Here is a 24671-nt window from a genome sequence, read left to right as displayed (position 1 = left end):
GGTGAGGCGAGTGGGGGAGTGTGGTGGGGGGGGGGGGGGGGGGTTGTTTTTTTTTTTTTTTCTCCCCCCCCCCCCCCCCCCCCCCCCCCCCGAGCCCGTGGCCGTTCAGTGCCGTGACGTGGTCCGGCCCCGAGGACGGGGCCGGGTCACGGCTGGGATCACGGGGTGGTCTTGACCTTGACCGAACCGTCGACGATCTTCTTCTGGGCCGCGTCGAGCTGGGCCTTGATGTCGTCGATGAAGCCGCCGCTGGTGGCGAGCGAGACGCCGCCCTTGGCCAGCGAGTAGCTGTTGGTGCCGGTCAGCGGCTTGCCGTCCTTGACGGACTTGACCAGGTCGTAGACGCCGACGTCGACGTTCTTGACGACCGAGGTCAGGATCGCGGACTTGTACTTGCCCAGGGAGGCCTGGTTGTACTGGTCCGAGTCGACGCCGATCGCCCAGGCGCCCTTCTTGCCCGCGACGGCCTCGATGGCGCCGGTGCCGGAGGAGCCGGCCGCGGTGTAGATGACGTCGATGTCCTTGTCGAGCATGCCCTGGGCGGCTTCCTTGCCCTTGTCGGGGCTGGCGAAGCCGGACGTGTCCGAGCCGTGCGACAGGTACTGCGGCTGGACGGTGTCGGACGGCTTGGTGTCCTTGACGCCCTGGATGAAGCCCGCCTCGAACTTCTTGATCAGCGGAACGTCGACACCGCCGATGAAGCCGATGTGGCCCGTCTTCGACTTCAGCGCCGCGGCGACACCCGCGAGGTAGGAGCCCTGCTCCTCGGTGAAGACGATGTTGTCGACGTTCTTGGCGCCCTCGACGACCGAGTCGACGATGCCGAAGGTCGTGTTCGGGTACTTGGCGGCGACCTGCTTCATCGAGTTGGCGTAGGCGTAGCCGATGCCGATGACCGGGTTGTAGCCCGCCTGCGCCAGGTCGGTGAGGCGCTGGACGCGGTCGGCCTCGGTGTCCGTGGTCTTGGCGGTCAGCTCCTTGATGTCACCGCCGAACTCGCCCTTGGCCTTGTCGATGCCGCGCGCGGCGGAGTCGTTGAACGAGTGGTCGCCACGGCCGCCGACGTCGTACGCGACGCCGACCTTGACGCCCTTGCCGCCCGCGCTGGACGACGCGGAGGATTCCTTGTCCTTCTCGGAGGACGTGCTGCCACACGCGGTGGCGGAAAGAGCGAGCGCGGCGGTGGCGATACCGGCCGCAGCGATCTTGGATACCCGGCGCACGAGGAGGTCCCTTCAAAACGAACCGAGAGCGCCCCTACCGGCGCTGGTTTCGCGTCGGATCGTAACGCGCGTAGATGTCGCGTAAAGACCTGTTCGGAAGCCGTTATCGAATCGCCGCGAACAGACGATGAAGTGTCCGGTTACGAACGGTGTCCTTCCAGCAGCGCAGCGGCAGTGAAGAGCTCCACCCCGACCTTGATGGCGGCCTCATCGGCGTCGAAATCACCCCGATGCAGGTCAAGACGGGCGTTGGAGCCCGGGGTCCGCACGCCGAGACGGGCCATCGCCCCCGGCACGCGCTCCAGGTACCACGAAAAGTCCTCGCCACCCAGACTCTGCTCGGTGTCCTCGATCGCGTACGGCCCTCGGCGCGCCGTCTGAGCGTCGCGCAGCAGTTCGGCCACGGCCGGGTCGTTGACCACCGGCGGCACGCCGGGGACATAGTTGATCTCGGGCTTCGCCCCGTGCAGAGTGGCGACCTCGTAGATCGCGGCGTGCACCTTGTCGGGCGCCTCCCGCCAGGCGTCCAGGTCCAGGCAGCGCACGGTTCCGGCCAGCTCCGCGCGCATCGGGATGACGTTGCAGGCGTGCCCGGAGTCGATCCGGCCCCAGGTGACGGCGAGCCCCGCCCGGGCGTCGATACGGCGGGCGAGCAGCGCGGGCACGTCGGTGACGACCCGGGCGGCGGCGGTCACCAGGTCGGTGGTCAGATGCGGGCGGGCGGTGTGGCCGCCGGGCCCGTCGAGGGTGATCTCCAGCCGGTCGCAGGCCGAGGTGATCGCCCCGGTCCGCAGCCCGATGCGCCCCGCGTCCACGCGCGGGTCGCAGTGCACCGCGATGATCCGGCCCACGCCGTCGAGCGCGCCGGAGCGGATCGCGTCGGTGGCACCGCCCGGCAGCACCTCCTCGGCGGGCTGGAAGACCAGCCGGACCGGGTGGGGCAGCAGCCCCTGGCGTTCGAGGTCGGCCAGGACAAGCCCGGCGCCGAGCACGGTGGTGGTGTGGATGTCGTGGCCGCAGGCGTGCGCCCGATCGGGGACGGTGGAGCGGTACGGCGTGTTGACCTTGGCGTCCGGGATCGGCAGGGCGTCGATGTCCGCCCTGATCGCCAGCATGGGCCGTCCCCCCTTCCAGGTGCCGACATCGCACAGGAGTCCGGTACCGCTGTCGAGGACCCGGGGCTTCAGCCCGGCCGCCTCAAGGCGCTTCTTGATCGCCGCGGTGGTGCGGAACTCCTGGTTTCCCAGCTCGGGGTGCATGTGCAAGTCCCGGCGGAAGGCGATGAGTTCGGCGCGCAGGGGCTCGGGGAGCAACCCGGGCAACGGGGCTTCCCCGGGCAGCTCGGCGTCGGGTTCGTCGGAGGCGCGCGACATCAACTGGTTCACCTGTTGAAGAGTAGGCCCCTTCAAGGGCCAACTAACCGTCGATCAACAAAAGTTCAGCCCGATAGGGGAAAGAAATCTGTCCTCCCGGCGGTTGTCCGCCTTCCTGGCTGGGTAAACTCGCCGCCCGCTTCTCCGGCGGGTCGCAGCGGTTTCGCAGCGCCCTGTCAGGACGATCTCAGCGCCGCCCGGGGTGCGGATGCCCGCTCAGGCCGCGACCATGCGCAGCCCGTGGGCGGTACGGGCCGATCCGGTCACGTCCGCCAGGAAGCCCTGGGCGCGCGGGGAGGCGTTCTCGGTGAGCCAGCCGGGGTCGATGTCGCAGACCAGCAGGCGCACCCCGGTGCCCGCGAGCGCCGGCGGCAGGGTGTGGACGACGGTCGAGGGAAAGCTGAGGACCGTACGCCCGACGGGCCCCCGGCGGGCTATGAGCTCCAGCGGCAGGTCCGGCCGGACGATCTCCAGGCCGGTCCGCTGGTGCAGGGCGCGCAGCTTGTCCGGGGACTCGCGGCGGTGGGCGAAGTACCGGGTGGCGCCGTGGCTGCGGGCCAGGGCCGCGACCGCCTCCAGATAGCGGTCGGGATCGACCACGCCCGTCTCCACCAGCGAGGTGCCCACCATGTCGGCGCCCTTGGTGATGCGCGGCGGACCGAACCGGGCCCGGGTCCAGCCGAAGGTGTTCGGGGTGACCGTGACCGCCTCCGGCGCCTGGACGGGCATGGCGCTGAACACCTCGACCGTACGGCCTTGCGCCGGGGTGAGACGACGGCGCGCCGAGGCGGCGAAGGGGGCGAAGAGCAGATCCCGCGCCCCTGCCCGGCTGCCGCGCCGGTGCCAGCGGACCAGCCGCTCGCCGCTGCCGAGCTGGGCGACGAACTCCATGGTGGCCGTGCCGTCGTCGACGACGACCAGGTCACGGGCGCGGGCCACGGTCAGCAGCAGGTGGACGTAGCGCGAGAACGGGTCGCCGATGACGATCCGGTCGGCGCGGCGCAGCAGCGTGGTGAGGCCCCCGATGGTGCGCAGGGGGGCGGTCGGCCCGCCGCGGGCCTCCTCCCAGCGCACCCGCATGCCCTCCTCGCGGGCCAGCTCCGCCATCCGGCGCAGCTGACCGCGGGACATCGGGTCGGTGGGCGAGAGGACGACGACGGTGAGGTCGTCGTGGCCGGCCGCCGCGTCCTGGGGCCCGGACCGCTGGGCCGGCACACCGTTCAGGAGCGGGCGCGTGGAATGGGCCCACTCCAGCACGTTGAGCAGCTGGACCGGGCTCTCCACGAAGGCGAGCGTGGCGGAGGTGTCCCGAGGCACGGCGGCCGGCCCGGCTCAGACCGAGACCGGCGCGCGGTCGGCGCCGGCCGTCTCGGCCTCGGTCTCGGCGACGACCCCGGGGACCCGGCGCAGCTTCCGCATCGGGGCGAGCTCCGACTCGTAGACCTTCTTGACGCCGTCGCCGAGCGCGGCCTCGATGGTGCGGATGTCGCGGACCAGGCGCGCCAGGCCGCCCGGCTCGACGGAGGCGGCCTGGTCGGAGCCCCACATGGCACGGTCCAGGGTGATGTGGCGCTCGACGAACGTGGCGCCGAGGGCGACCGCGGCGAGCGTGGTCTGCAGGCCGGTCTCGTGGCCGCTGTAGCCGATGGGGACGTTGGGGTACTCGGCCATCAGGCTGTTGATCACCCGCAGGTTGAGCTCCTCGGCCCTGGCCGGGTACGTGGAGGTGGCGTGGCAGAGCAGGATGTTGTCGCTGCCGAGCACCTCGACCGCGTGCCGGATCTGCTTGGGAGTGGACATGCCGGTGGAGAGGATGACGGTGCGGCCGGTGCCGCGCAGGGCGCGCAGCAGCTCGTCGTCGGTGAGCGAGGCGGAGGCGACCTTGTGGGCCGGCAGGTCGAACTTCTCCAGGAAGGCGACGGCCTCGGTGTCCCACGGGGAGGCGAACCAGTCGATCCCGCGCTTGGCGCAGTGCTCGTCGATGGCGCGGTACTCCGACTCGCCGAACTCCACCCGGTGGCGGTAGTCGATGTACGTCATCCGGCCCCACGGGGTGTCGCGCTCGATGTCCCACTGGTCGCGCGGGGTGCAGATCTCCGGGGTGCGCTTCTGGAACTTGACGGCGTCGCAGCCCGCGTCGGCGGCGGCGTCGATCAGGGCGAGGGCGTTGCCCAGGTCACCGTTGTGGTTGATGCCGATCTCACCGGTGACGTACACCGGCTGACCCGGTCCGGCGGTGCGGCTGCCGAAGGTGCGCAGACGGTTGCTCATGAGGGGTGTCCTTACTGGGCGGTGGCGGTGTGGAGCGGGGGGTTCGGCACAGGGGTGTGGTGGAGCTCGGGTCCGAGGAGCCAGGCGGCGATCTCGCGGACCGCGCCCTCACCGCCGGGGGTGGCGGTGACCGTGCGCGCGGCGGCGCGCACGGAGTCGTGGGCGTCGGCGACCGCGACCGGCCAGCCGACGAGGGAGAAGCAGGGCAGGTCGTTGACGTCGTTGCCCGCGTAGAGCACCCGCGCCGGGTCGACCGCGTTCTCCTCGCACCACTGCTTCAGGGCGAGGTCCTTGCGGTCGACTCCGTGCAGTACGGGGACCTTGAGCTTGCGGGCGCGGGCGGCGACCACCGGGTTCTGCTCGGTGGAGAGGATCAGCAGCTTCAGGCCGGAGCGGCGCAGGGCGGCGACGCCGAGCCCGTCGCCCCGGTGCACGGCGACCAGTTCGCGGCCGTCGGAGTCGATGAGGACCCGGTCGTCGGTCTGGGTGCCGTCGAAGTCGAGGACGACCGCGTCCACCTCGTCGCGGGCCGGGGTACGGACCGGGTCGAGCAGCGGTGCGAGCGCCCGGGCGCGGGCCAGGTCGTGCGGGTCGTCGATCTCCAGGACCCGGGCCGGGTCGGTGCGCACCAGCGCGGTGCGGCCGAAGAAGCGGTGCCGGTGGGTGCGGAAGCCCTCGGCGTCCATGGCGTAGGCGGCGCCGGTCTCCAGGAAGTCCTGGGGGCGGTCCTGGCGGCGCGGGCGGAAGGACTTGTCGTGGCCCAGGCCCTCGCCGCCGTCCGGTGACTCGCGCCAGACGAAACCGTGGAAGGGGGCGACGGTGACGGCCGTGTCGGCGCCGTCCACCACGACGGCCGCGGCGACCCCGTCCACGTCCTCGTGGCTCAGGAACGGGCTGGTGCACTGCACGAGCAGCACCACGTCGGTGTCCGCGTGCCCTTCCAGGGCGTGCAGCACGGCCGCCTCGCTGGTCGCGGTGTCCCCGGCGATGGCGGCCGGGCGTACGACGACGTGGGCGCCGGCCGCCGCGGCGGCGGAGGCGATCGCCGGGTCGTCGGTCGAGACGGCCACATCGGTGACGTGGCGCGCGGCGAGGCAGGCCCGGACCGCCCGGACGACCAGCGGGACGCCGCCGACCGCGGCGAGGTTCTTGCCGGGGACGCCCTTGGAGCCGCCCCGGGCCGGGATCACGGCCAGGACCTTCCCGGGGCGGGCGTCCGCGGTGGGCCGGGGGCGGGTGGACCGGTCGTTCATCAGAGTTCTCCCATCCGGCGGATGACCGGGGCCACGCGCTGCACTCCGTGGCGGTAGGCCCCGCGGGCCGCGTCCCGTACGGCGTCGCGCACCAGGCGGCGTACGCCGGTGGCCTCCGTGTCGGGCGCGGCGCCCGGCAGCGGGGTGCCGTCGGGGGCGAGGTGGTGGCGGGCGAGGATGCCGGGCTGGTAGCCGGGCGCGGTGGTGGGCGTGTAGTACGGGCGCACGGCCGGCAGTCCGGGGCGGGCCAGCAGGCCGGCGATGCGCGCGCGGGCCGCGTCGAAGGCGGCGCCGTACGCCTCGCCGGGCGCGACGCCCTGCGCGGCGAGCCAGCCGGCGTCCGGGACCGGGCGGTGGCCGGCGTCCAGCTCGTCCCAGGAGGCGAGGCAGCCGGAGCCGACGAAGTGGTGGTTGCCCAGGCCCTCGCGTACGCCGAGGTCGGTCAGGACGGCGGTGGGCACCGAGCGGTGCAGGGATTCCAGGGCCGCCGTCGAGGAGACGGTGACGAGCAGGTCGGTGCGGTCCAGGACCTCGCCCATGTGCCCGTAGACCAGCCGGAAGTTGGGCGGTACTTCGAGGGAGCGGACGAGCTTCTGGTAGGGCTGCTCCTCGATGTGGGTGGTGTGCTCGCCGGGCTTGGAGCGCAGCTTGAGCAGCACCTCGCGGCCGGGGTGGCGGCGGGCGTGGCCGATCAGGCGCCGCAGCAGGTAGAGCCGGTCGGCGCGACTCTCGGGCACCGACGGCTGGGCGGCGAAGACGACGGTGTCGCGGCCCGGTTCGGGCCGGTGGGGCGCGCCTCCTAGGAAGGGCAGGGCGGCCTCGGTGACCGCCGAGGCGTCGGCGCCCACGCCCTCGTACACCGCGCGGAACCGTGCGGCGTCGTGGGCCGAGTTGGCGAGGACCACATCGGCGCCGTGGCGCAGCAGCAGGCCGTCGGTGAGCTTCTCGTAGACGACGCCGACGTAACCGGTGACCAGCACGGGCCTGCGGGTCCCGGCCGGCCACAGCCGGGCGAGGCCGTGCAGGGCCGCCTGGGCGGCGCCGCCGACCAGCGCGAGGACCACCACGTCGTACGGCTCGCGCTCGACGGCGTGCAGGAACGCGGCCATCGTCACCTCGCGCAGCGCGTCGGCGTCGACGCCGACCTCGGCGAGCTGGCGCGGGGTGGGGGTGGCCCGGCCGCGCAGCAGGAAGCCGCTGAGCTCGGGCGGGCGCTCGGCGATGCGGCGGGCGGTGAGGGCACCCCATTTCCACCGGGTGTCGGAATCGGCGATTACGGCGATCCGGGGCGCGGTGTCGGTGGGATTCGTAACGGACGGCACGTCGAAGAAGCTAGGAATCCATTCCGTTTGGCGGCCCAACTGGGCCGCAACAGATGGTTAACAGCGCGTCTACGAAAGGGGAAAGGGCCCGTGGGGCGGACCGGTTAACAGCCCGGTCGCCCACTGTTCACCCACCATCCCTCGCCCGGACAGCGCGAATGACGCGGCGCCGCTTTAGCGTCACCCGGGTGGTCAAGCTCTCCGTGGTGGTGCCGTTCTACAACGTGCGCACCTATGCCCCCGACACCCTGAGAAGTCTGCGCGACAACGCGCGCGAGGACTTCGAGTTCCTGCTGGTCGACGACTGCTCCTCGGACGGTACGGCCGCGCTGCTGGCCCGCGCCGAGCGCGAGCTGCCGGGGGCGGTGGTCCTCACCCACGAGAAGAACGGCGGTCTCGCCACGGCGCGCAACACCGGCATCGACGCGGCGCGCGGCGAGTACGTCACCTTCCTCGACGGGGACGACTGGCTGGCGCCCGGCTACTACGCCCAACTCGTCGCCGCCATCGAGGAGTTCGGCTGTGACTTCCTGCGCACCGATCACGTCCAGTGCACCGGCACCCGGCGCTCGGTGCAGCGGGTGCCGCACGGGCGGCGCGGCGAGGTGCTGGACCCGCGCGCGGCGATCCTGCCGGCCACCCGCTCGACCTCGGTGGACTACGCGTTCGCCTGGGCCGGGATCTACCACCGGCGGTTGGTGGAGCGGGGGCTGCTGCACTTCACGGACGGGCTGCGCACGGCGGAGGACCGGCCGTGGATCTGGCGGCTGCACCGGGAGGCGGAATCCTTCGCCGTGCTGGGTCTGCTCGGCGTCCACTACCGGCGCGGAGTGGCCACGTCGCTCACGCAGATAGGCGATGTGCGCCAGCTGGATTTCATCCGCGCTTTCGACCAGGTAATCGAGGAAACGGCCCGGGATTCCCGCGCCGCGGAACTGCTGCCGAAGGCGGTACGGACGTACTGCGCCATCATCTCCCACCACCTGGGAAACCGGGAAAGGTTCGAACCGGCCGTGGCACGTGAACTGCGGAGCAGAAGTGCGGAAGCGCTGAGGAGAATGCCGCAGGACGTCCTCAAGGAGGCGCTCGACTCGATGGACTCGGCCCGCGCCTCCCGGCTGCGGCGGCTGCGCGTCCGTACCCGCGCCCTCACTCCGGCGGGGGCGGCGGCCTGATGCGCACGACGCAGATCTTCATGGCCACGACGGTCTACGGGACGGCGACACTGGCCGCCGCGATCGACAGCGGCTGCTTCGGCCCCGCCGACCGGCGCCTGCTCCTGATCAGCAACAACGCGCCCGTCCCGGAGACTTCGCCCTCCCTCGACACCATGCCGGGCTTCGCGTCCCTGCGCGGGCGCTTCGACGCGGTGCTGTCGTGGAACGAGACCATCGCGCCGATGCACCCGGCCGGCTGGGCGCCGCGCGCGGACGACGTCCCGTTGTGGGAGCGGCAGTTCCGGCGCGCCTGGGACCTCGGCGACGACCGGATCGAGCTGGCCGTGGAGTCCATCCAGGTAAACCCGGCGGGCGCGGTCGCCCAGCTCTTCCCGGACGCGCCCCTGCACGTGTACGCGGACGGGCTGATGAGCTACGGCCCCACCCGCAACAAGCTGGACCCGCTGGTGGGTTCGCGGGTGCGGCGAGTGCTGCACCTGGACCTGGTGCCGGGCCTGGAGCCGCTGCTGCTCGGTGAGTTCGGGGTGGCGTCCGAGGTGATCCCGACGGAGGCCTTCACCAAGGTGGTGGGCGAGCTGTCCGCCGAGGGCGCCGGGCTCGACGTGCCCGAGGGCGCGGCCCTGCTGCTCGGCCAGTACCTGGCCGCGCTCTCGATCCTCACCGAGGCCGAGGAGGAGCGGCTGCACCTCGCCATGGTGCGGGGCGCCGCCGCGCGCGGCCACCACCGGATCGTCTTCAAGCCGCACCCCTCGGCGCCGCCCGCCTGGACCGAGGCACTGCGCACCGAGGCCGTGGCGCTCGGAGTGGAACTGACCGTCCTGGAGAGCCCGCTGCCGGCCGAGGCCGTCTACGAGCGGCTCGCCCCCGCGCTGGTGGTCGGCTGCTTCTCCACCGCGCTGCTGACCGCGTCCGCGTTCTACGGCCTCCGGGTCGCCCGCACCGGCACGGAACTGCTCCTGGACCGCCTCACCCCGTACCAGAACAGCAACCGGGTGCCGGTGACGCTGGTGGACGCGCTGCTGCCGCCCCTGGAGGGCGAGGTGGGCGAGGCACCGGAGCCGCCGCACGACCTGGCGGCGCTGGTGGCGGCGGTCGGCTACGCGATGCAGTCCGAGATCCGCCCCGACCTGCGCCCCGCCGCCGAGCGCTACCTCTCCCACCACCTGACCCCGCACACCTGGCGCTACTTCAAACGCCGCCGCCTCACCACCCTGGCCCTCCCCGGCGCCCTTCCCACGCAGCTCGCCTTCATCCCGCGCAACGCGGCGGTCCGGAGACTGGCACGACGGGCGCGGGCCGTGGGGCGGCGGCGGGTGCGCTGACGGCCACCCCGACCCGCGCCAGGTATCCGGCGAGACCCTCCTCCGTCCGGCCCGCCCATCCCACGTAGCCGTCCGGGCGGATGAGGAAGAGGCCGCGTCCGTACGTCTCGTAAGCGCTCAGGGTGTGGACGTGGACCAGGTCGCTTTCCACCGCCGGGGCCTCGGTGCCGATGGCGAGCAGGGTGAAGTGGGGGCCGCTGTACAGGTCGAAGAGGCGGCCCTCGGGCAGGACGCCGTCGGGGGCGCGGTCGCCGGCCTCCAGGGCTCCGGCCCCGCCCACCGAGAGCGGGCCGCCCCGGTAGCCGATGCCGAGCTGCTTGACCTCGTTGCCGCGCTGACTGTCCCCGCCGAGCAGGGCCTTGCGGTGCAGGCGGGTGCTGATGCCGAGGACGTCGGCGGCGACCGGCTGCCGCTCCGGCTCGTAGGTGTCGAGCAGTTCGGCCGGAGCGCCGTGCCGCAGCACCTGGCCGAGCTTCCAGCCGAGGTTGTAGGCGTCCTGGACGCTGGTGTTGAGACCCTGGGCGCCGGCCGGTGAGTGCACATGGGCCGCGTCCCCGGCCAGGAAGACCCGGCCCACCCGGTACCGCTCGGCCAGCGCGGCCCGCGGCCGGAACTCCGAGGCCCAGACGACCTCGGTGATCTCGTCGGCGGCGACCGGCGTACGGGCGGCGATCAGCTTCCGTACGCCCTCCGGGGTGGCGTCCGGCACCGCTTCCACGTCCTCGTACTGCGCGACCATCTGGAACAGCCGGTCGCCGCCCGGCAGCGGGCAGAGCACCACGGCGCCGCCGCTCGCGCCCGCCCACGCGTGCCAGTGGTCACCGTCGACGAACGCGTCCGGCGCGAGGACCACATCGGCCACCAGCATCGGCTTGGGGTCGACCGACTCACCCTTCATGGCGACGCCGAGCAGCCGGCGCACGGTGGACCGGCCGCCGTCGGTGGCCACCAGATGGCGGGCGCGGACCCGGCGGCCGTCGGCGAAACGGGCCGTGACCGTCCGCCCGTCCTGGTCGAACCCGGTCAGCTCGGCACCGAAGACGACCTCGCCGCCGAGGGAGCGCAGATGGTCGTGGAGCAGCGCCTGGAGGTGCGCCTGCCCGATGAGGAGACCGTTGGCGTACGGGGTCTGCTCGGTGGGCTCCGAGCGCTCCATCATGTCCCACTCGCGCCCCCGGGTGGTCCCCTCCGGGCCTTCCCAGCCGAGCATCCTGGGGTACTCGCGCCCGGCCGCGCGGACCGTCTCCAGGATGCCGAGGTCGTGCAGCACCTCCTGGGTGCGCGGCTGGAGGCCCTTGCCGCGCGAGCCGGGGAAGAGCCGGTCGGACTTCTCGACGAGCATGGCCGGGACGCCCCGGCGGGCGAGGTCGATCGCGAGGACGAGACCGGTGGGGCCGGCGCCGCAGATGAGCACGTCCACGTCCACATCCACGTCCACATCCACGTCCATGGCCGCACCTTCCTTAACGTTGTTAAGTTCCATGCGGCGAGGATGTGCTTAACGGTGTTAAATTGTCAAGGTGGTCACTACGAGAATCGACCGGGCGCTGGTCGCCGACACCGCGCTGCGGCTCCTGAACGAAGTCGGCCTGGACGGGCTCAGCCTGCGAGCCATCGCCAAGGAGCTGAAGGTCCAGGCGCCCGCGCTCTACTGGCACTTCAAGAACAAGCAGGCGCTGCTCGACGAGATGGCGACGGTGATGTACCGGCGGATGACGCGGGACGCGCCCGGCGTCCCCGGCGTCCGCTCCGACGCGCCCTGGCAGGAGCAACTCGCCGCGTTCAACCGGGCGTTGCGCGCCATGCTGCTCAGCTACCGCGACGGCGCCAAGGTGTACGGGGGCGCCCGCTTCACCGGCACCGACCACGCCGGGGCGCTGGAGGGGCTGCTGTCCGCGATGGGCGCGGCGGGCATCGCTCCGGGCGAGGCGACGCTGGCCGGGACGACGGCGTACGCGTACACGATGGGCTTCGTGGCGGAGGAGCAGGGGATGGGCGCCGAGCCGTTCGACATCGGGGCGCGGGCGGCACGGCTGGCGGACTACCCGCTGGCGGCGGCCGTGGGAGCGGATCTCTTCGAGGGGTACGAGGAGCGGTTCGAGGCGGGGCTGCGGATGGTGATCGCGGGGATCGAGGCGGTGTACGGGGGGCGGGGCGAGGGCTGACCCCGCGCCCCCGAGACCCCGTTTCGGCTGCGGACCGTGCCGGGCCGCTCGCGGACGAACCCCGGTCAGAACACCTCGTGCGGCTCGTACGCGCCCCACACCTCCCGCAGCGCCCCGCACACCTCCCCCACCGTCGCCCGCGCCGCCAGCGCCGTCCTCATCGGGTACAGGACGTTCCCCGAGCCCTGCGCTGCCCGACGCAACTCCTCCAGCGCCGCGGCCACCGCCGCCCCGTCGCGCTCCGCGCGCAGCCGCGCCAGCCGGGACGCCTGGCGCGCCTCGATCTCCGGGTCCACCCGGAGCGGCTCGTACGGCTCCTCCGTGTCCAGGCGGAAGCGGTTCACCCCGACCACCACCCGCTCCCCGCTGTCCGTCTCCCGGGCGATCCGGTACGCCGAGCGCTCGATCTCCCCCTTCTGGAAACCCCGCTCGATCGCGCCCACCGCCCCGCCCAGGTCCTCGACCCGCTCCATCAGCGCCAGCGCCGCCGCCTCCACGTCGTCGGTCATGGACTCCACCACGTACGAACCGGCGAAGGGGTCGACGGTCGCCGTCACATCCGTCTCGTACGCGAGGACCTGCTGCGTACGAAGGGCCAGGCGCGCGCTCTTCTCGGTGGGCAGCGCGATCGCCTCGTCGAAGGAGTTGGTGTGCAGCGACTGGGTGCCGCCCAGCACCGCCGCCAGGCCCTGCACGGCGACCCGGACCAGGTTCAGCTCGGGCTGCTGGGCGGTCAGCTGCACCCCGGCGGTCTGGGTGTGGAAGCGCAGCATCCACGACCTGGGGTCCTTCGCGCCGAAGTCCTCCCGCATCACCCGCGCCCAGATCCGGCGTGCCGCACGGAACTTGGCGACCTCCTCCAGGACCGTGGTGCGCGCGACGAAGAAGAACGACAGGCGCGGGGCGAAGTCGTCCACGTCCATCCCGGCCGCGACCGCCGTGCGCACGTACTCGATGCCGTCGGCCAGGGTGAACGCGATCTCCTGCGCGGGCGAGGCCCCCGCCTCGGCCATGTGGTAGCCGGAGATCGAGATCGTGTTCCACTTCGGCAGCTCGGCCCGGCAGTACCGGAAGACGTCCGCGACCAGCCGCAGCGACGGCTTCGGCGGGAAGATGTAGGTGCCGCGGGCGATGTACTCCTTGAGCACGTCGTTCTGGATCGTGCCGGTCAGCCGGTCCGCGGGCACCCCCTGCTCCTCGGCGACCAGCTGGTACATCAGGAGCAGCAGCGCGGCCGGCGCGTTGATCGTCATCGAGGTCGAGACCTCGCCGAGCGGGATGCCGTCGAACAGGACCAGCATGTCCTCGACGGAGTCGACGGCCACCCCGACCTTGCCGACCTCGCCGTGCGCGAGCGGCGCGTCGCTGTCGTGGCCCATCTGGGTGGGCAGGTCGAAGGCGACCGACAGACCGGTGGTGCCGTGGGCGATGAGCCGGCGGTAGCGGGCGTTGGACTCGGCCGCCGTGCCGAAGCCGGCGTATTGGCGCATGGTCCAGGGGCGTGCCGTGTACATCATCGGGTAGACACCCCGGGTGAACGGATACCCGCCCGGCTCACCCAGCTGCCGGACCGGGTCCCACCCGTCGAGGGCTTCCGGCCCGTAGACCGGGTCGAGAGGCAGACCGCTCTCGGTGCGCCGGGCACCGTCCGACTCGCGCGCCATGTGCTCCGCCTCGCTTCCTCGACGGCTTCTTGCAACCGTTCGGCCCGGGAAACAGTCTCTGGGGTCACCAGAGGGAATATCAGGGGGGCGACGATGCGCCGGATCCATCTCACCACTGTCATAGCCAGAACGCTCGCCGCGGCCACGGTCCTGACCGTCACCGCCGCGTGCGGTGCCCAGACCGACAAGGCCTCGGGGACCACCGCCGACCAGAAGCCCGCCGCGCAGGCGCCCGCCGCGGCGCCCGCGGCGGACACCGCCAACGATCACCAGCCCGAGACCGCCGGTCTGGCGGACACGGCGGTCGCCGCGTCCCACGCGGCCACCACCGCCGCCAGGCCCCAGCCGAAGGTGCTGATGGCGGCCGGTGCCAGTGGCGAGCGGGTCAAGGAGCTCCAGGCCCGGCTCGCCCAGGTCGGCTGGTTCGACGACACGCCGACGGGCACGTACGGCAACGTCACCGCCACAGCCGTCAAGGGCTTCCAGGGCAAGCGCGGCCTGCCCGCCACCGGCTCGGCCGACACCGCCACCTGGCAGCGGCTCGCCGAGATGACGACCAAGCCGACCCCGCAGGAGCTCCAGGGGAAGGCCGTCAACAAGCCGAAGACCAAGCTGGACAAGCGCTGTATGACCGGCCGCGTGCTGTGCATCAGCAAGACGACCCGCACGCTGAACTGGGTGGTCGACGGCAAGGTGCAGTCCTCGATGGACGTCCGGTTCGGCGCGCAGTACACGCCGACCCGCGAGGGCGTCTTCAAGGTCTTCCTGAAGAGCAGGAACCATGTGTCGTCGATCTACCACACGCCCATGCCGTACGCGATGTTCTTCAGCGGCGGCCAGGCCGTGCACTACTCGTCGGACTTCGCCAAGCGCGGGTACGCGGGCGCCTCGCACGGCTGTGTGAACGTGCGCGACAAGGCGAAGCTCGCGAAGCTCTTCGACCAGGTGAAGGTGAACGACAAGGTCGTCGTCTACTGGTGAGTGCCGTCCGGCGGGGAATGTCCTCCGCCGGTGGGCGGGCGGTCCGGCCCGGTGGCCCGGTCTTCGTGATCCGGTCGCCGGGCCGGCCGCTGTCCGGTCGCTGTCCGGCCGGAAGGGGGAGGGCGCGGGCGGGACCGGGGGAACGTGTCCCGCCCGCGCCGTTCGCGCCGAGCCTTGGGTACGGGGGGAACCCCGGCTCTGTGCGCCGCCGATGACCAGTCGGCTCACTTCCTACTGCGTCGGCGGGCCGAAAAGTGTCACACCTGTCGTTCGAGCCGGTGTGCGAGCGGCTGGCCGGCGCCCCGCACGGCCGCGTCCGCCGGGGCGAGCGCGGGGCGCGCGGGGGGCGCGAGGTGCGCACGGGAGGTCGGCGGAACGTCCGGCACGGCGGGCGGCAGGGCCGGGCTGCTGATGTCGGGGAGGGCCGGCAGGCCCGGGAGCGCGGGCGAGCCGTCGGCGGGCGGTGTGGACCAGCTCACGGTAGGCAGTTTCAGGACAGAGCCGTCACGGCCACCCCGGCCGCCGGAGGCGCCGCCGTGACCGCCGGGGCCGTCCCCCTTGTCGTCGCCGGAGCCGCCGGAGTCGCCCTTGCCGCCCGAGCCCTTGCCGCCCGAGCCGCCCTTGCCACCGGAGCCCTTGCCGCCCCGCTCGGCCTGCTCGATCACGCCGTCGCAGAACTGCTTCACCCGGGCGGCGCCCAGAGCGGCGATCTCCAGCCGGCGGCGGTGTGCCTGGTCGATGCGTCCGGCGCGGTAGTCGCGGCAGTACTCGACCTTCTCGGCCGCCCAGTCGCCCTGCTTGTCGCCGTCCGGGGCGCCCGGGTCCGGCGTCGTCCTCGGGGTCTGCGCGGTGCCCGGCGCGGTGGTGCCGGGGGTGCTGGGCCGGCCCGACGGCGTACGGCCGGGGGTGGGCGACTGCGGGCCGACGGGAGCGCCGGTGCGCCGGGACGGGGAGTCCGAGGCGATCGGCGAGGGGGTCGCGGCGGCCGACACGGACGACACCGGCTCGGGGTGGGCGGTGCCGAGGCCCGGCAGCACCCCGGTCCCGGCGGCCATGGCCACTCCGCCCAGGGCGCATCCGGCGATCGCCGCGGCCAGACCGAAGCGGACCGGGCGCAGCCGACGCCGGGGCGCACGGGTGCCGCGCGGCTCGCGCCCTACCTGTACGACGGTGTCCGCCGGTGCGACGGCGGGGGCGTACGCCTCGGCGCGGGCGCGGCGGAACGCGGCCAGCGCGGCGGCCTCGCCCGGCAGTTCCCGGGCCGCGGCCGGGGCGTCCATGCTCTGGCGTACGTCCGGGCCGGCCAGCACGCGCAGCACCGCGGAGAGCCGTTCGGCCTGCTCGCGGGCGCGGTCGTCGGCGGGAACGACGCTCTCGCCGCGCAGCAACCGCTCCGCGGCGTCCTCGTCCAGCCATTCGTGGCGCTCGTCGGCCATCACATGTCCTTCTGCGTCGGCGCGCCCGATTGCGTCACACCGCACGACCGATTCCGTTGCGGCGGCACCCCGCCGAGATCCGCCGGGCCGCTCTCCCCGCCCAGCAGCTCGGCCAGCCGCTTGAGGCCGCGGTGCGCGGCCGTGCGGACCGCGCCCGGCCGCTTGCCCAGGGTCTCGGCCGCGCTCTTGGCGTCGAGCCCGACCACCACCCGCAGCACCACGGCCTCGGCCTGGTCCTGCGGGAGCTGCGCGATGAGCGCCATCGTACGTCCGGTGGCGAGCGCCTCCATCGCCTCGCCCGCGGTGTCGGAGTCGGCGGGGCGGCCGGTCAGCTCGGTCTCGTCGCCGCCGACGGCGGGGCGCCGGCCGCGCATCCGGATGTGGTCCAGGGCCCGGTTGCGGGCGATGGTGGCGGCCCAGCCGCGGAAGCGGTCCGCGTCGCCGCTGAAGCGCTCGATGTCCCGCGCTATCTGGAGCCACGCCTCGGACGTCACGTCCTCCGCGTCGAACTCGCCGACGAGCGTGCGGGTGTAGCCGAGCAGCCGTGGATGCACCGCGCGGTACACAGCACGGAACGCGCTCTCGTCGCCGCCCTGTGCCGCGAGTATCGCGGCGGTCAGCTCCGCGTCTTCCCCCTGCACTCCCCGCACCTTGCCCTGGTGTCGCAGCTGGTCTGGCTGCCGCGCCGACCGGCGCGAAGGAGCACGCTACGGCCTCGGCGGCGGTTAAGTCCATTACTTGTACAACTCGCAACAATTCACTGACGGAGCGCGGTGTGACAGAAAACGCAGTCACGGCGCTGAGAGGAGTACGGGGTCGCCACACGGCCCCGACGGAAGACGGCCGGGGCCTCTCCTGTGGGGGGTGGCGGCCCCGGCCGTCCTTCCGCGCGGAGCCGCCCGCGCGCGGGCGCGGCCCCCGTCACGGCCGGTCCGCCCCCGGCTCCATCCCCTGCGCGAGCCGCCGCAGCCCCCGGTGCGCCGAGGTGCGGACGGACCCGGGGCGTTTGCCGAGGATCCGGCCGGCCGCCACCCCGTCGAGGCCGGCCACCACCCGCAGCAGCACCGCCTCCGCCTGTTCGCGCGGCAGGGTGGCGATCAGCTGGAGCGCCCGGTGGGTGGAGAGGTACTCCAGGGCGGTTTCGGCGGTGTCCTGGCCGCCGGGCAGTTCCAGCGCCTCCTGGTCGAGCCCGACCGTCCTCGGTCTGCGCTTCTGGCGGCGCAGATGGTCCAGGGCGCGGTGGCGCGCGATGGTCGCGGCCCAGCCGCGGAAGCCCGCCCCGTCGCCCCGGAACCGCCCGAGGTCACGGGCGATCTCCAGCCAGGCCTCGGAGGCCACGTCCTCGGCCTCGGTGCCCACCAGCGACCGCGTCTGGGCGAGCAGCCCGGGATGGACCAGCCGGTAGACGACGGCGAAGGCCCGCTCGTCGCCCTCCTGGGCCTTCGCGACGGCCGCCCCGAGCTCCGCGTCGTCGCTCCGTATCCGGCCACGGTGCCGGCCCCCGCCCCCCATGGTCTGTTCTGCGCGCGGGCGGCCGGAAGTGTCACTTCCGGGCCCGCGCGGGGCTCACCCCAGCTTGTCGGCGAGCTCCTTGAAGTCCTCCCACTCCAGGCCCGGGGTGCGCGGGTCCCAGAGCTTCTGGGCGAGGGCGCGCAGCGGCATCCGGATGCCCCGGGCCACCTGGTCCTGGGTCTGGGCGTTCGCGTAGTCGCACCAGACGGCGAGCCGGGCGCCGAGCACCTGGCCGGAGTAGCGGTCGGGGACGGGCTTGGTGCCGCGCAGCACCAGCGGCGTCCACTCCTGGTAGATGCGCCGGCCGGTGGGGTACTTGAAGGCGTTGGGCTCGCCCAGGACGTAGTACAGGTACTCGTCGTTGAGGTTGACCGTCCTGCGGCCCTCCGCGAGGTACTCCTCGGGCGCGCGGGCGCCGAGCTCCTTGCCGGTCCAGTACTCGACCTCGCGGGCCGGGTCGGGGGCGACGGAGGTGCCCTTGAAGTAGCCGTCGTTCCAGGCCTTGAACTTCTTGCCGTACGGGCGCAGCGCCGCCGCCCGGTCGTTGAGCCACCCGGTCGCCAAGTCCGCTATGCCGGCCTCGGGGCCGTACTTGGCGCGGGCGGCCTCGGCGAGGGCCGGGTAGGAGGCCGCCGGGTCCTTGGCGGTCAGCGCCAGGTACTCGTCACCGCCGAGGTGCCAGTACGCGCCGGGGAACAGGTCCGCGTACTCGCGCAGCAGGTCGTCGACGATCCGCGCCGCGTCCGGGTTGGCTATGTCGACGGCGCCCTGGACCGTGCGCCCGCTCGCGCCGCGCAGCGCGAGCCCCGGGTGCGCCTGGATCACCGCGCCCAGGTGGCCGGGCGAGTCGATCTCCGGGACCACCTCGATGTGCAGCCGCCGGGCGAGCGCGACGATCCGCTCGACCTCGCGCTTGCTGAGGTGGTCGCGCGAGACGACCTCGGGGTGCGAGGAGGACTCGATGCGGAAGCCCTGGTCGTCGGAGAAGTGCAGACCGAGCTGGTTGAGCTTGAGGTCGGCCATCTCCCGCAGCCGGCTCTCGATCCAGCCCGCCGTGAAGGGCTTGCGGGCGATGTCGAGGTTGAGGCCGCGCTGCGGCCGGTCGGGCCAGTCCTCGACGACGCCCTCGGGCATCACCCCGCCGTCGCTCAGCGCCTGCTTGAGGGTGCGGGTTCCGTAGAAGACCCCGGCCTCGTCGGGGCCGGTGATGCGCACGGTCCGGTCGCGGACGGTCAGCGCGTACGACTCGGGGGTGGCCCCGGCCCTGGGGGCGAGCGCCAGCTCGATGTCCCCGGCCCGGGGCGCGGCCCCCTGCGCGTACGGCCTGTCGAGCTCCTCCGCGAGCAGCTGCGCCTCGTCCGCCAGCGTCTCGCTGCCGGTGGGCACCACGATCCGGGTGGCGGCGACGGGCCGGAAGCCGGGGCCCCGGGCGGGCTCGTGCTGGCGTACGGAGGGGATCGTGCGGGGCGGCGAGGAGATCGGGTAGATCTGGGCGGGCGAGGGGGAGGCACCCGGCTTGGGGTCGACCCGGCCGCCGTGGCCGCCGTGGGTGTCGTCCTCGGGCCAGACCAGCACCGTGAGCACCAGGGCGGCCACGGCCGCCACGGCGACACGGGCGACCAGGGCGCCCCGGCTCATCCGGGCCGTCCGCTCACCCCGGGCGCCGTCGGCGCCGCCGGCACTCCTGGACTGCGACATCACTCAGAATCCTCCCATACGGGAACAAGCACGGCGAAGGCACGGCGGAAAACCCGGGAGTCGTCCACTATGCGCAGTGCACCCCTCACGTCCGGGTGAAATTCGCGCAACCGTCGGGCGCCCTCCACCCCGCGTCGATAGCGTGGCGGCACTCCCACCCCTCCTTCACCTCCCGCCTCTCCGCTTGTCTCCGCTTGTCTCAGCTCGTCTCAGCTTGTCCTTGGTATCGCTGTCTCCCACCGGCACGCGCCCGAAGCCCTGACCGGCCGCGTTCGCCGTCCGTTTCGAGGAGCCCCACGCTGTCCAGCGAATCCCACGCCGGCCCCCGGAAGCGACCGCCGCCACTCCATCACACTCCCCGCACCCCGGGCCGCCCGGCCGTACCGGGCCAGCTCCCCGCGAATCCCCTCATTCCGGTCCGGTACGAGCCGACGGGTGAGGCCGCCGGTCCGCCGGACCGCGCACCGGCCGGGGACGGGCTGGCGCGGTTCAACCGCGCCCCGGCGCCGGTGGCCGAGGCCGCGCTGCTCGACTGCTGCGCCAGCCGCCGCTGGGCCCAGCGGGTGGCCGCCCACCGCCCCTACCCGGATCTGGACGCGCTGCTCGCGGCGGCCGACGAGGCCGGCTACGACCTCTCCCCCGACGACCTCACCGAGGCCCTGGCCCGGGAGCGCTCGCCCGGGCTCGCCGCCACGGCCCCGCAGTCGGCCCACACCGCGCTGCGGGCGGCACACGCCGCGTACGAGAGCCGGTTCGGGCACGCCTTCGTGATCTGCCTGGAGGGGCGACGACCCACCGAACACCTGAACGAGTTGCTCGGGGGCATCCGGGTACGGATGACCAACGAACGGGACGAGGAGCGGGCCATCGCCGCCGACGAGCTGCGCCGACTCGCCCGCGCCCGGATCACCCATCTCCTGACCAACCACCTGGAACCGGACACCGCGGGCGCGTCCCGCTGAACCCGCCCCCACCACCGGCCCCGTGACGGCTCCTCCGAGCCGCTCCCTAGCCCGTCCGTGGCTGATTGATTGCCTGTTTGATCACACCTGAGGACCCCGCGCGAACGAACCGACATCTCGTCGCTACGATGACCGGGGCCGGTGGACCGTACCCGGCCGGGTCAGACCGACAGTCAAGCCGGCCGGCCCTAGTCCCCGCTCCCGGAGGGTTTTTCCGTGCCGGCTGGAACGCTGTACCGCGGCCGGGAAGGTATGTGGTCGTGGGTGGCTCATCGAGTCACCGGTGTCCTCATTTTCTTCTTCCTGTTCGTCCATGTCCTCGACACCGCTCTCGTGCGTGTCTCCCCCGAGGACTACGACAAGGTCGTCGCTACCTACAAGACGCCGATCGTGGCGCTTCTGGAGTACGGCCTCGTCGCCGCCATCCTCTTCCACGCGCTCAACGGTCTCCGCATCATCGCGGTCGACTTCTGGGCCAAGGGCCCCCGCTACCAGAAGCAGATGCTGTGGTCCGTGGTGATCATCTGGCTCATTCTGATGGTCGGCGCGCTGTACCCGGTGCTCGGCCACGCCACCCGTGAACTGTTCGGGAGCTGAGGACTGACATGTCTGCCGAAACCACTTCCGCGATCGGCGAGGTCGAGGCCACCGGCCTGTACGACGCCGACAACCCCGCGCCGCTCATCGAGGCCCCGCGCAAGCGGACCAAGAAGACGCCGAAGTCGACCCGTACCAACTTCGAGCTGTACGGCTGGCTGTTCATGCGGCTGTCCGGCATCGTCCTGGTGGTCCTCGTCGTCACCCACCTGTGCATCCAGCTGGTGCTCGACGGCGGCGTCTCCAAGATCGGCTTCGCCTTCGTGGCGGGCCGCTGGGCCAACCCGTTCTGGCAGGTCTGGGACCTGGCCATGCTGTGGCTGGCGATGCTGCACGGCGCCAACGGCCTGCGCACGGTCATCAACGACTACGCGCAGCGGGACAACACCCGCTTCTGGCTGAAGATGCTGCTCTACACCGCCACGGTGTTCACCGTCCTGCTGGGCACGCTGGTGATCTTCACCTTCGACCCGAACATCCGCTAGGCCACGGGCTGAGGGACTGAGGAATTCTCTGATGAAGATCCACAAGTACGACACCGTCATCGTCGGCGCCGGCGGCGCCGGTATGCGCGCCGCCATCGAGGCGACGAAGCGCAGCCGCACCGCGGTGCTGACCAAGCTCTACCCCACCCGGTCCCACACGGGCGCGGCGCAGGGCGGCATGGCCGCCGCGCTCGCCAACGTGGAGGAGGACAACTGGGAGTGGCACACCTTCGACACGGTCAAGGGCGGTGACTACCTGGTCGACCAGGACGCCGCCGAGATCCTGGCGAAGGAGGCCATCGACGCCGTCCTCGACCTGGAGAAGATGGGCCTGCCGTTCAACCGGACCCCGGACGGCACCATCGACCAGCGCCGCTTCGGCGGCCACTCGCGCAACCACGGCGAGGCCCCGGTGCGCCGGTCCTGCTACGCCGCGGACCGCACCGGCCACATGATCCTCCAGACGCTGTACCAGAACTGCGTCAAGGAGGGCGTGGAGTTCTTCAACGAGTTCTACGTGCTCGACCAGCTCATCACCGAGGTCGACGGCGTCAAGACGTCCGCCGGTGTGGTGGCGTACGAGCTCGCGACCGGCGAGATCCACGTCTTCCAGGCGAAGTCCGTGATCTACGCGTCCGGCGGCACCGGCAAGTTCTTCAAGGTGACCTCCAACGCGCACACCCTGACCGGTGACGGCCAGGCCGCCTGCTACCGCCGGGGCATCCCGCTGGAGGACATGGAGTTCTTCCAGTTCCACCCGACGGGCATCTGGCGCATGGGCATCCTGCTGACGGAAGGCGCCCGCGGTGAGGGCGGCATCCTCCGCAACAAGGACGGCGAGCGCTTCATGGAGAAGTACGCGCCGGTCATGAAGGACCTCGCGTCCCGTGACGTCGTCTCGCGCTCCATCTACACCGAGATCCGTGAGGGCCGCGGCTGCGGTCCCGAGGGCGACCACGTCTACCTCGACCTCACCCACCTCCCGCCGGAGCAGCTGGACGCCAAGCTGCCCGACATCACGGAGTTCGCCCGTACGTACCTCGGTATCGAGCCCTACACGGACCCGATCCCGATCCAGCCCACCGCGCACTACGCCATGGGCGGCATCCCGACCAACGTCGAGGGTGAGGTCCTGGCGGACAACACCACCGTCGTCCCGGGCCTGTACGCGGCCGGCGAGGTCGCGTGTGTGTCGGTGCACGGCGCCAACCGGCTGGGCACCAACTCGCTCCTGGACATCAACGTCTTCGGCAAGCGCGCGGGCATCGCGGCGGCGGAGTACTCGGCGAAGGCCGACTTCGCCGAGCTGCCGGCCAACCCGGCGGAGCTGGTGGAGACGCAGGTCAAGAACCTGCTCTCGTCGACCGGCACCGAGCGGGTGTCGGTGATCCGCAAGGAGCTCCAGGAGACCATGGACGCCAACGTCATGGTCTTCCGCACCGAGCAGACGATCAAGACGGCCGTGGAGAAGATCGCGGAGCTCCGCGAGCGCTACCAGAACGTCTCGGTCCAGGACAAGGGCAAGCGGTTCAACACCGACCTGCTGGAGGCCATCGAGCTGGGCAATCTGCTCGACCTGGCCGAGGTCATGGCCGTCTCCGCCCTGGCGCGCAAGGAGTCCCGCGGCGGTCACTACCGCGAGGACTACCCCAACCGCGACGACGTCAACTTCATGCGCCACACCATGGCGTACCGCGAGGTCGCGGACGGCGGCAAGGACTCGATCCGACTCGACTACAAGCCCGTCGTCCAGACCCGCTACCAGCCGATGGAGCGTAAGTACTGATGGCAACCCCGACCCTGGACAAGGCCGACAAGGCAGGCGCGCCGGAGCCCGGCTTCGGTGACTCGCCGTACATCACGGTCACCTTCCGGATCCGCCGGTTCAACCCGGAGGTCTCGGCCGAGGCGACGTGGCAGGACTTCCAGCTGGAGATCGACCCGAAGGAGCGTGTGCTCGACGGTCTCCACAAGATCAAGTGGGATCTGGACGGCTCGCTCACCTTCCGCCGCTCCTGCGCCCACGGCATCTGCGGCTCCGACGCGATGCGGATCAACGGCAAGAACCGCCTCGCGTGCAAGACGCTGATCAAGGACATCAACCCGGACAAGCCGATCACGGTCGAGCCCATCAAGGGCCTCACGGTCCTGAAGGACCTGGTCGTGGACATGGACCCGTTCTTCCAGGCGTACCGCGACGTGATGCCCTTCCTCATCACGAAGGACACCAACGAGCCGACCCGCGAGCGTCTTCAGTCGGCCGAGGACCGCGAGCGCTTCGACGACACGACGAAGTGCATCCTGTGCGCCGCGTGCACGTCCTCGTGCCCGGTGTTCTGGAACGACGGCCAGTACTTCGGCCCGGCGGCGATCGTCAACGCGCACCGCTTCATCTTCGACTCGCGTGACGAGGCCGGGGAGCAGCGCCTGGAGATCCTCAACGACAAGGACGGCGTGTGGCGCTGCCGCACCACGTTCAACTGCACGGACGCGTGCCCGCGCGGCATCGAGGTCACCAAGGCGATCCAGGAAGTGAAGCGCGCGCTGATCACGCGCCGCTTCTGATCACCTGAGCGGTACACGTCCGAGGCCCCGCCCCCCGTCTCCGGGAGGCGGGGCCTCGGACGTGCCGGGCGCGGGGCTCAGCGCCCCTCGGCGACCACCATGATCCGCCGCAACATGTCGTTGAGCAGCTCCCGCTCACCGGGCGACAGCGCCCCCAGCACCCGGGACTCCTCGTCCCCCAGCATGTCCATCGCGCCCTGCCACACCGCCCGGCCGGCCTCGGTCAGCTCGACGTGGACCCGCCGCCGGTCCGTGGTGGAGGGCGTCCGGCGGACGAAGCCGCGCCGCTCCAGCACGTCGAGGCGCCCGGTGACGGAGGCGGGCGCGAGGTCCAGGTCCATGGCGAGCTGGGACGGGGTCGCCGTCCCGCCGCGCCCGGCCAGTTTGTGGAGTGTGTCGAACTCCGGCCGGTCGAGCGCGAAGTCGGCCAGCGACCGCTCCCGTACCCGCCGCAGATGACCGGAGAGCATCTTCATCCGGGTCACCGCGCCCTCGACCACCGGGTCGAGTCCCGGCAGCACGGGCAGCCAGCGCTCCACGTGCCCGTCGGTCCAGTCCCGCTGCTCCCCGGCTCCGTCCTCTGCGTGCTCCATGCCCTGATCGTACGTACGCGGCCGGACATCCGACCGCCACTCCTTCGGTTCCGTATATTTCGTTGACGAAT

22 protein-coding genes are annotated in these 24671 nt (G+C 72.3%); 9 read left to right on the top strand and 13 right to left on the bottom strand.

All coding sequences use genetic code 11. The features are described from left to right. Nucleotides 1-158: 158 nt before the first annotated feature. The 6 genes from ACZ5ID_RS20910 to ACZ5ID_RS20885 form a co-directional block, all read right to left on the bottom strand. Nucleotides 159-1223, bottom strand: a complete 1065-nt coding sequence (locus tag ACZ5ID_RS20910) for a BMP family lipoprotein (protein ID WP_468899893.1) — start codon at nucleotides 1221-1223, stop codon at nucleotides 159-161. A gap of 140 nt (nucleotides 1224-1363) precedes the next feature. Continuing rightward, the gene (locus tag ACZ5ID_RS20905) at nucleotides 1364-2596 is read right to left on the bottom strand and encodes an amidohydrolase (protein WP_468900015.1); all 1233 of its coding nucleotides are present in this window, start codon (nucleotides 2594-2596) and stop codon (nucleotides 1364-1366) included. 216 nt (nucleotides 2597-2812) lie between these two features. Continuing rightward, nucleotides 2813-3820: a hypothetical protein gene (locus tag ACZ5ID_RS20900; protein WP_468900012.1), complete on the bottom strand. Its 1008-nt coding sequence runs from the start codon at nucleotides 3818-3820 to the stop codon at nucleotides 2813-2815. Between the two features lie 108 nt (nucleotides 3821-3928). After that, entirely contained in the window at nucleotides 3929-4867 is a 939-nt protein-coding gene (locus ACZ5ID_RS20895) for an N-acetylneuraminate synthase family protein (RefSeq protein ID WP_468899890.1), read from the bottom strand. Between the two features lie 11 nt (nucleotides 4868-4878). Further along, nucleotides 4879-6120, bottom strand: coding sequence for a cytidylyltransferase domain-containing protein (locus tag ACZ5ID_RS20890; RefSeq protein ID WP_468899887.1), 1242 nt, complete (start codon nucleotides 6118-6120; stop codon nucleotides 4879-4881). Continuing rightward, nucleotides 6120-7442, bottom strand: coding sequence for a DUF6716 putative glycosyltransferase (locus ACZ5ID_RS20885; protein ID WP_468899884.1), 1323 nt, complete (start codon nucleotides 7440-7442; stop codon nucleotides 6120-6122). The genes ACZ5ID_RS20890 and ACZ5ID_RS20885 overlap by 1 nt, the downstream gene beginning before the upstream one ends. Before the next feature lie 188 nt (nucleotides 7443-7630). Between ACZ5ID_RS20885 and ACZ5ID_RS20880 the strand changes: the two genes are divergently transcribed. Further along, nucleotides 7631-8617 (top strand): glycosyltransferase family 2 protein, encoded by a 987-nt coding sequence (locus tag ACZ5ID_RS20880; protein ID WP_468899881.1) that lies wholly within the window; start codon nucleotides 7631-7633, stop codon nucleotides 8615-8617. Next, nucleotides 8617-9942, top strand: a complete 1326-nt coding sequence (locus ACZ5ID_RS20875; protein ID WP_468899878.1) for an alpha-2,8-polysialyltransferase family protein — start codon at nucleotides 8617-8619, stop codon at nucleotides 9940-9942. Before ACZ5ID_RS20880 ends, ACZ5ID_RS20875 begins: the two co-directional genes overlap by 1 nt. Here the strand turns inward: ACZ5ID_RS20875 and ACZ5ID_RS20870 are convergent. Next, nucleotides 9869-11392, bottom strand: a complete 1524-nt coding sequence (locus ACZ5ID_RS20870) for an FAD-dependent monooxygenase (protein WP_468899876.1) — start codon at nucleotides 11390-11392, stop codon at nucleotides 9869-9871. The two genes, ACZ5ID_RS20875 and ACZ5ID_RS20870, sit on opposite strands and share 74 nt — an antisense overlap. Nucleotides 11393-11462: 70 nt before the next feature. On the opposite strand from ACZ5ID_RS20870, the gene ACZ5ID_RS20865 reads away from it, so the two are divergent. Beyond that, nucleotides 11463-12107, top strand: coding sequence for a TetR/AcrR family transcriptional regulator C-terminal domain-containing protein (locus ACZ5ID_RS20865; RefSeq protein ID WP_468899873.1), 645 nt, complete (start codon nucleotides 11463-11465; stop codon nucleotides 12105-12107). 65 nt (nucleotides 12108-12172) lie between these two features. On the opposite strand, the gene ACZ5ID_RS20860 is transcribed toward ACZ5ID_RS20865, so the two are convergent. After that, nucleotides 12173-13771, bottom strand: coding sequence for an acyl-CoA mutase large subunit family protein (locus ACZ5ID_RS20860; RefSeq protein ID WP_468899870.1), 1599 nt, complete (start codon nucleotides 13769-13771; stop codon nucleotides 12173-12175). Between the two features lie 93 nt (nucleotides 13772-13864). Here ACZ5ID_RS20860 and ACZ5ID_RS20855 point away from each other — a divergent pair, with 93 nt between their 5' ends. Continuing rightward, on the top strand, nucleotides 13865-14752 hold the full coding sequence (locus tag ACZ5ID_RS20855) for a L,D-transpeptidase family protein (RefSeq protein WP_468899867.1): 888 nt from the start codon (nucleotides 13865-13867) through the stop codon (nucleotides 14750-14752). Nucleotides 14753-15009: 257 nt separating this feature from the next. On the opposite strand, the gene ACZ5ID_RS20850 is transcribed toward ACZ5ID_RS20855, so the two are convergent. From ACZ5ID_RS20850 to ACZ5ID_RS20835, 4 genes are all read right to left on the bottom strand, one after another. Further along, a complete protein-coding gene (locus ACZ5ID_RS20850; protein WP_468899864.1) occupies nucleotides 15010-16188 on the bottom strand; it encodes a hypothetical protein in 1179 nt (392 codons plus the stop codon). Then, a complete protein-coding gene (locus ACZ5ID_RS20845; protein WP_468899861.1) occupies nucleotides 16188-16829 on the bottom strand; it encodes an RNA polymerase sigma factor in 642 nt (213 codons plus the stop codon). Before ACZ5ID_RS20845 ends, ACZ5ID_RS20850 begins: the two co-directional genes overlap by 1 nt. Before the next feature lie 280 nt (nucleotides 16830-17109). Further along, a complete protein-coding gene (locus ACZ5ID_RS20840; protein WP_468899858.1) occupies nucleotides 17110-17700 on the bottom strand; it encodes an RNA polymerase sigma factor in 591 nt (196 codons plus the stop codon). 54 nt (nucleotides 17701-17754) lie between these two features. Further along, nucleotides 17755-19338, bottom strand: a complete 1584-nt coding sequence (locus tag ACZ5ID_RS20835) for a family 20 glycosylhydrolase (protein WP_468900009.1) — start codon at nucleotides 19336-19338, stop codon at nucleotides 17755-17757. A 470-nt stretch (nucleotides 19339-19808) separates the two neighbouring features. Here ACZ5ID_RS20835 and ACZ5ID_RS20830 point away from each other — a divergent pair, with 470 nt between their 5' ends. From ACZ5ID_RS20830 to ACZ5ID_RS20810, 5 genes are all read left to right on the top strand, one after another. Continuing rightward, the gene (locus ACZ5ID_RS20830; RefSeq protein ID WP_468900006.1) at nucleotides 19809-20360 is read left to right on the top strand and encodes a 2-oxo-4-hydroxy-4-carboxy-5-ureidoimidazoline decarboxylase; all 552 of its coding nucleotides are present in this window, start codon (nucleotides 19809-19811) and stop codon (nucleotides 20358-20360) included. Nucleotides 20361-20576: 216 nt separating this feature from the next. Further along, nucleotides 20577-20957, top strand: coding sequence for a succinate dehydrogenase, cytochrome b556 subunit (gene sdhC, locus ACZ5ID_RS20825; RefSeq protein WP_406553152.1), 381 nt, complete (start codon nucleotides 20577-20579; stop codon nucleotides 20955-20957). 8 nt (nucleotides 20958-20965) lie between these two features. Continuing rightward, nucleotides 20966-21442, top strand: coding sequence for a succinate dehydrogenase hydrophobic membrane anchor subunit (locus ACZ5ID_RS20820; RefSeq protein ID WP_389889530.1), 477 nt, complete (start codon nucleotides 20966-20968; stop codon nucleotides 21440-21442). Between the two features lie 31 nt (nucleotides 21443-21473). Continuing rightward, nucleotides 21474-23228 carry a succinate dehydrogenase flavoprotein subunit gene (gene sdhA, locus ACZ5ID_RS20815; protein WP_468899854.1) on the top strand — a complete coding sequence of 585 codons (1755 nt, stop codon included), beginning with the start codon at nucleotides 21474-21476 and terminating at the stop codon, nucleotides 23226-23228. Next, complete coding sequence (locus ACZ5ID_RS20810; RefSeq protein WP_468899851.1) at nucleotides 23228-24007, top strand: succinate dehydrogenase iron-sulfur subunit; 780 nt, start codon at nucleotides 23228-23230, stop codon at nucleotides 24005-24007. The genes sdhA and ACZ5ID_RS20810 overlap by 1 nt, the downstream gene beginning before the upstream one ends. 77 nt (nucleotides 24008-24084) lie before the next feature. On the opposite strand, the gene ACZ5ID_RS20805 is transcribed toward ACZ5ID_RS20810, so the two are convergent. Then, nucleotides 24085-24600 (bottom strand): MarR family winged helix-turn-helix transcriptional regulator, encoded by a 516-nt coding sequence (locus ACZ5ID_RS20805; protein ID WP_468899849.1) that lies wholly within the window; start codon nucleotides 24598-24600, stop codon nucleotides 24085-24087. Nucleotides 24601-24671: the final 71 nt, after the last annotated feature.

The organism is Streptomyces sp. NPDC031670, from assembly GCF_055580545.1.
Note: the sequence above shows the minus strand (reverse complement) of the source record. Positions and strands in the feature narration are given on the sequence as shown.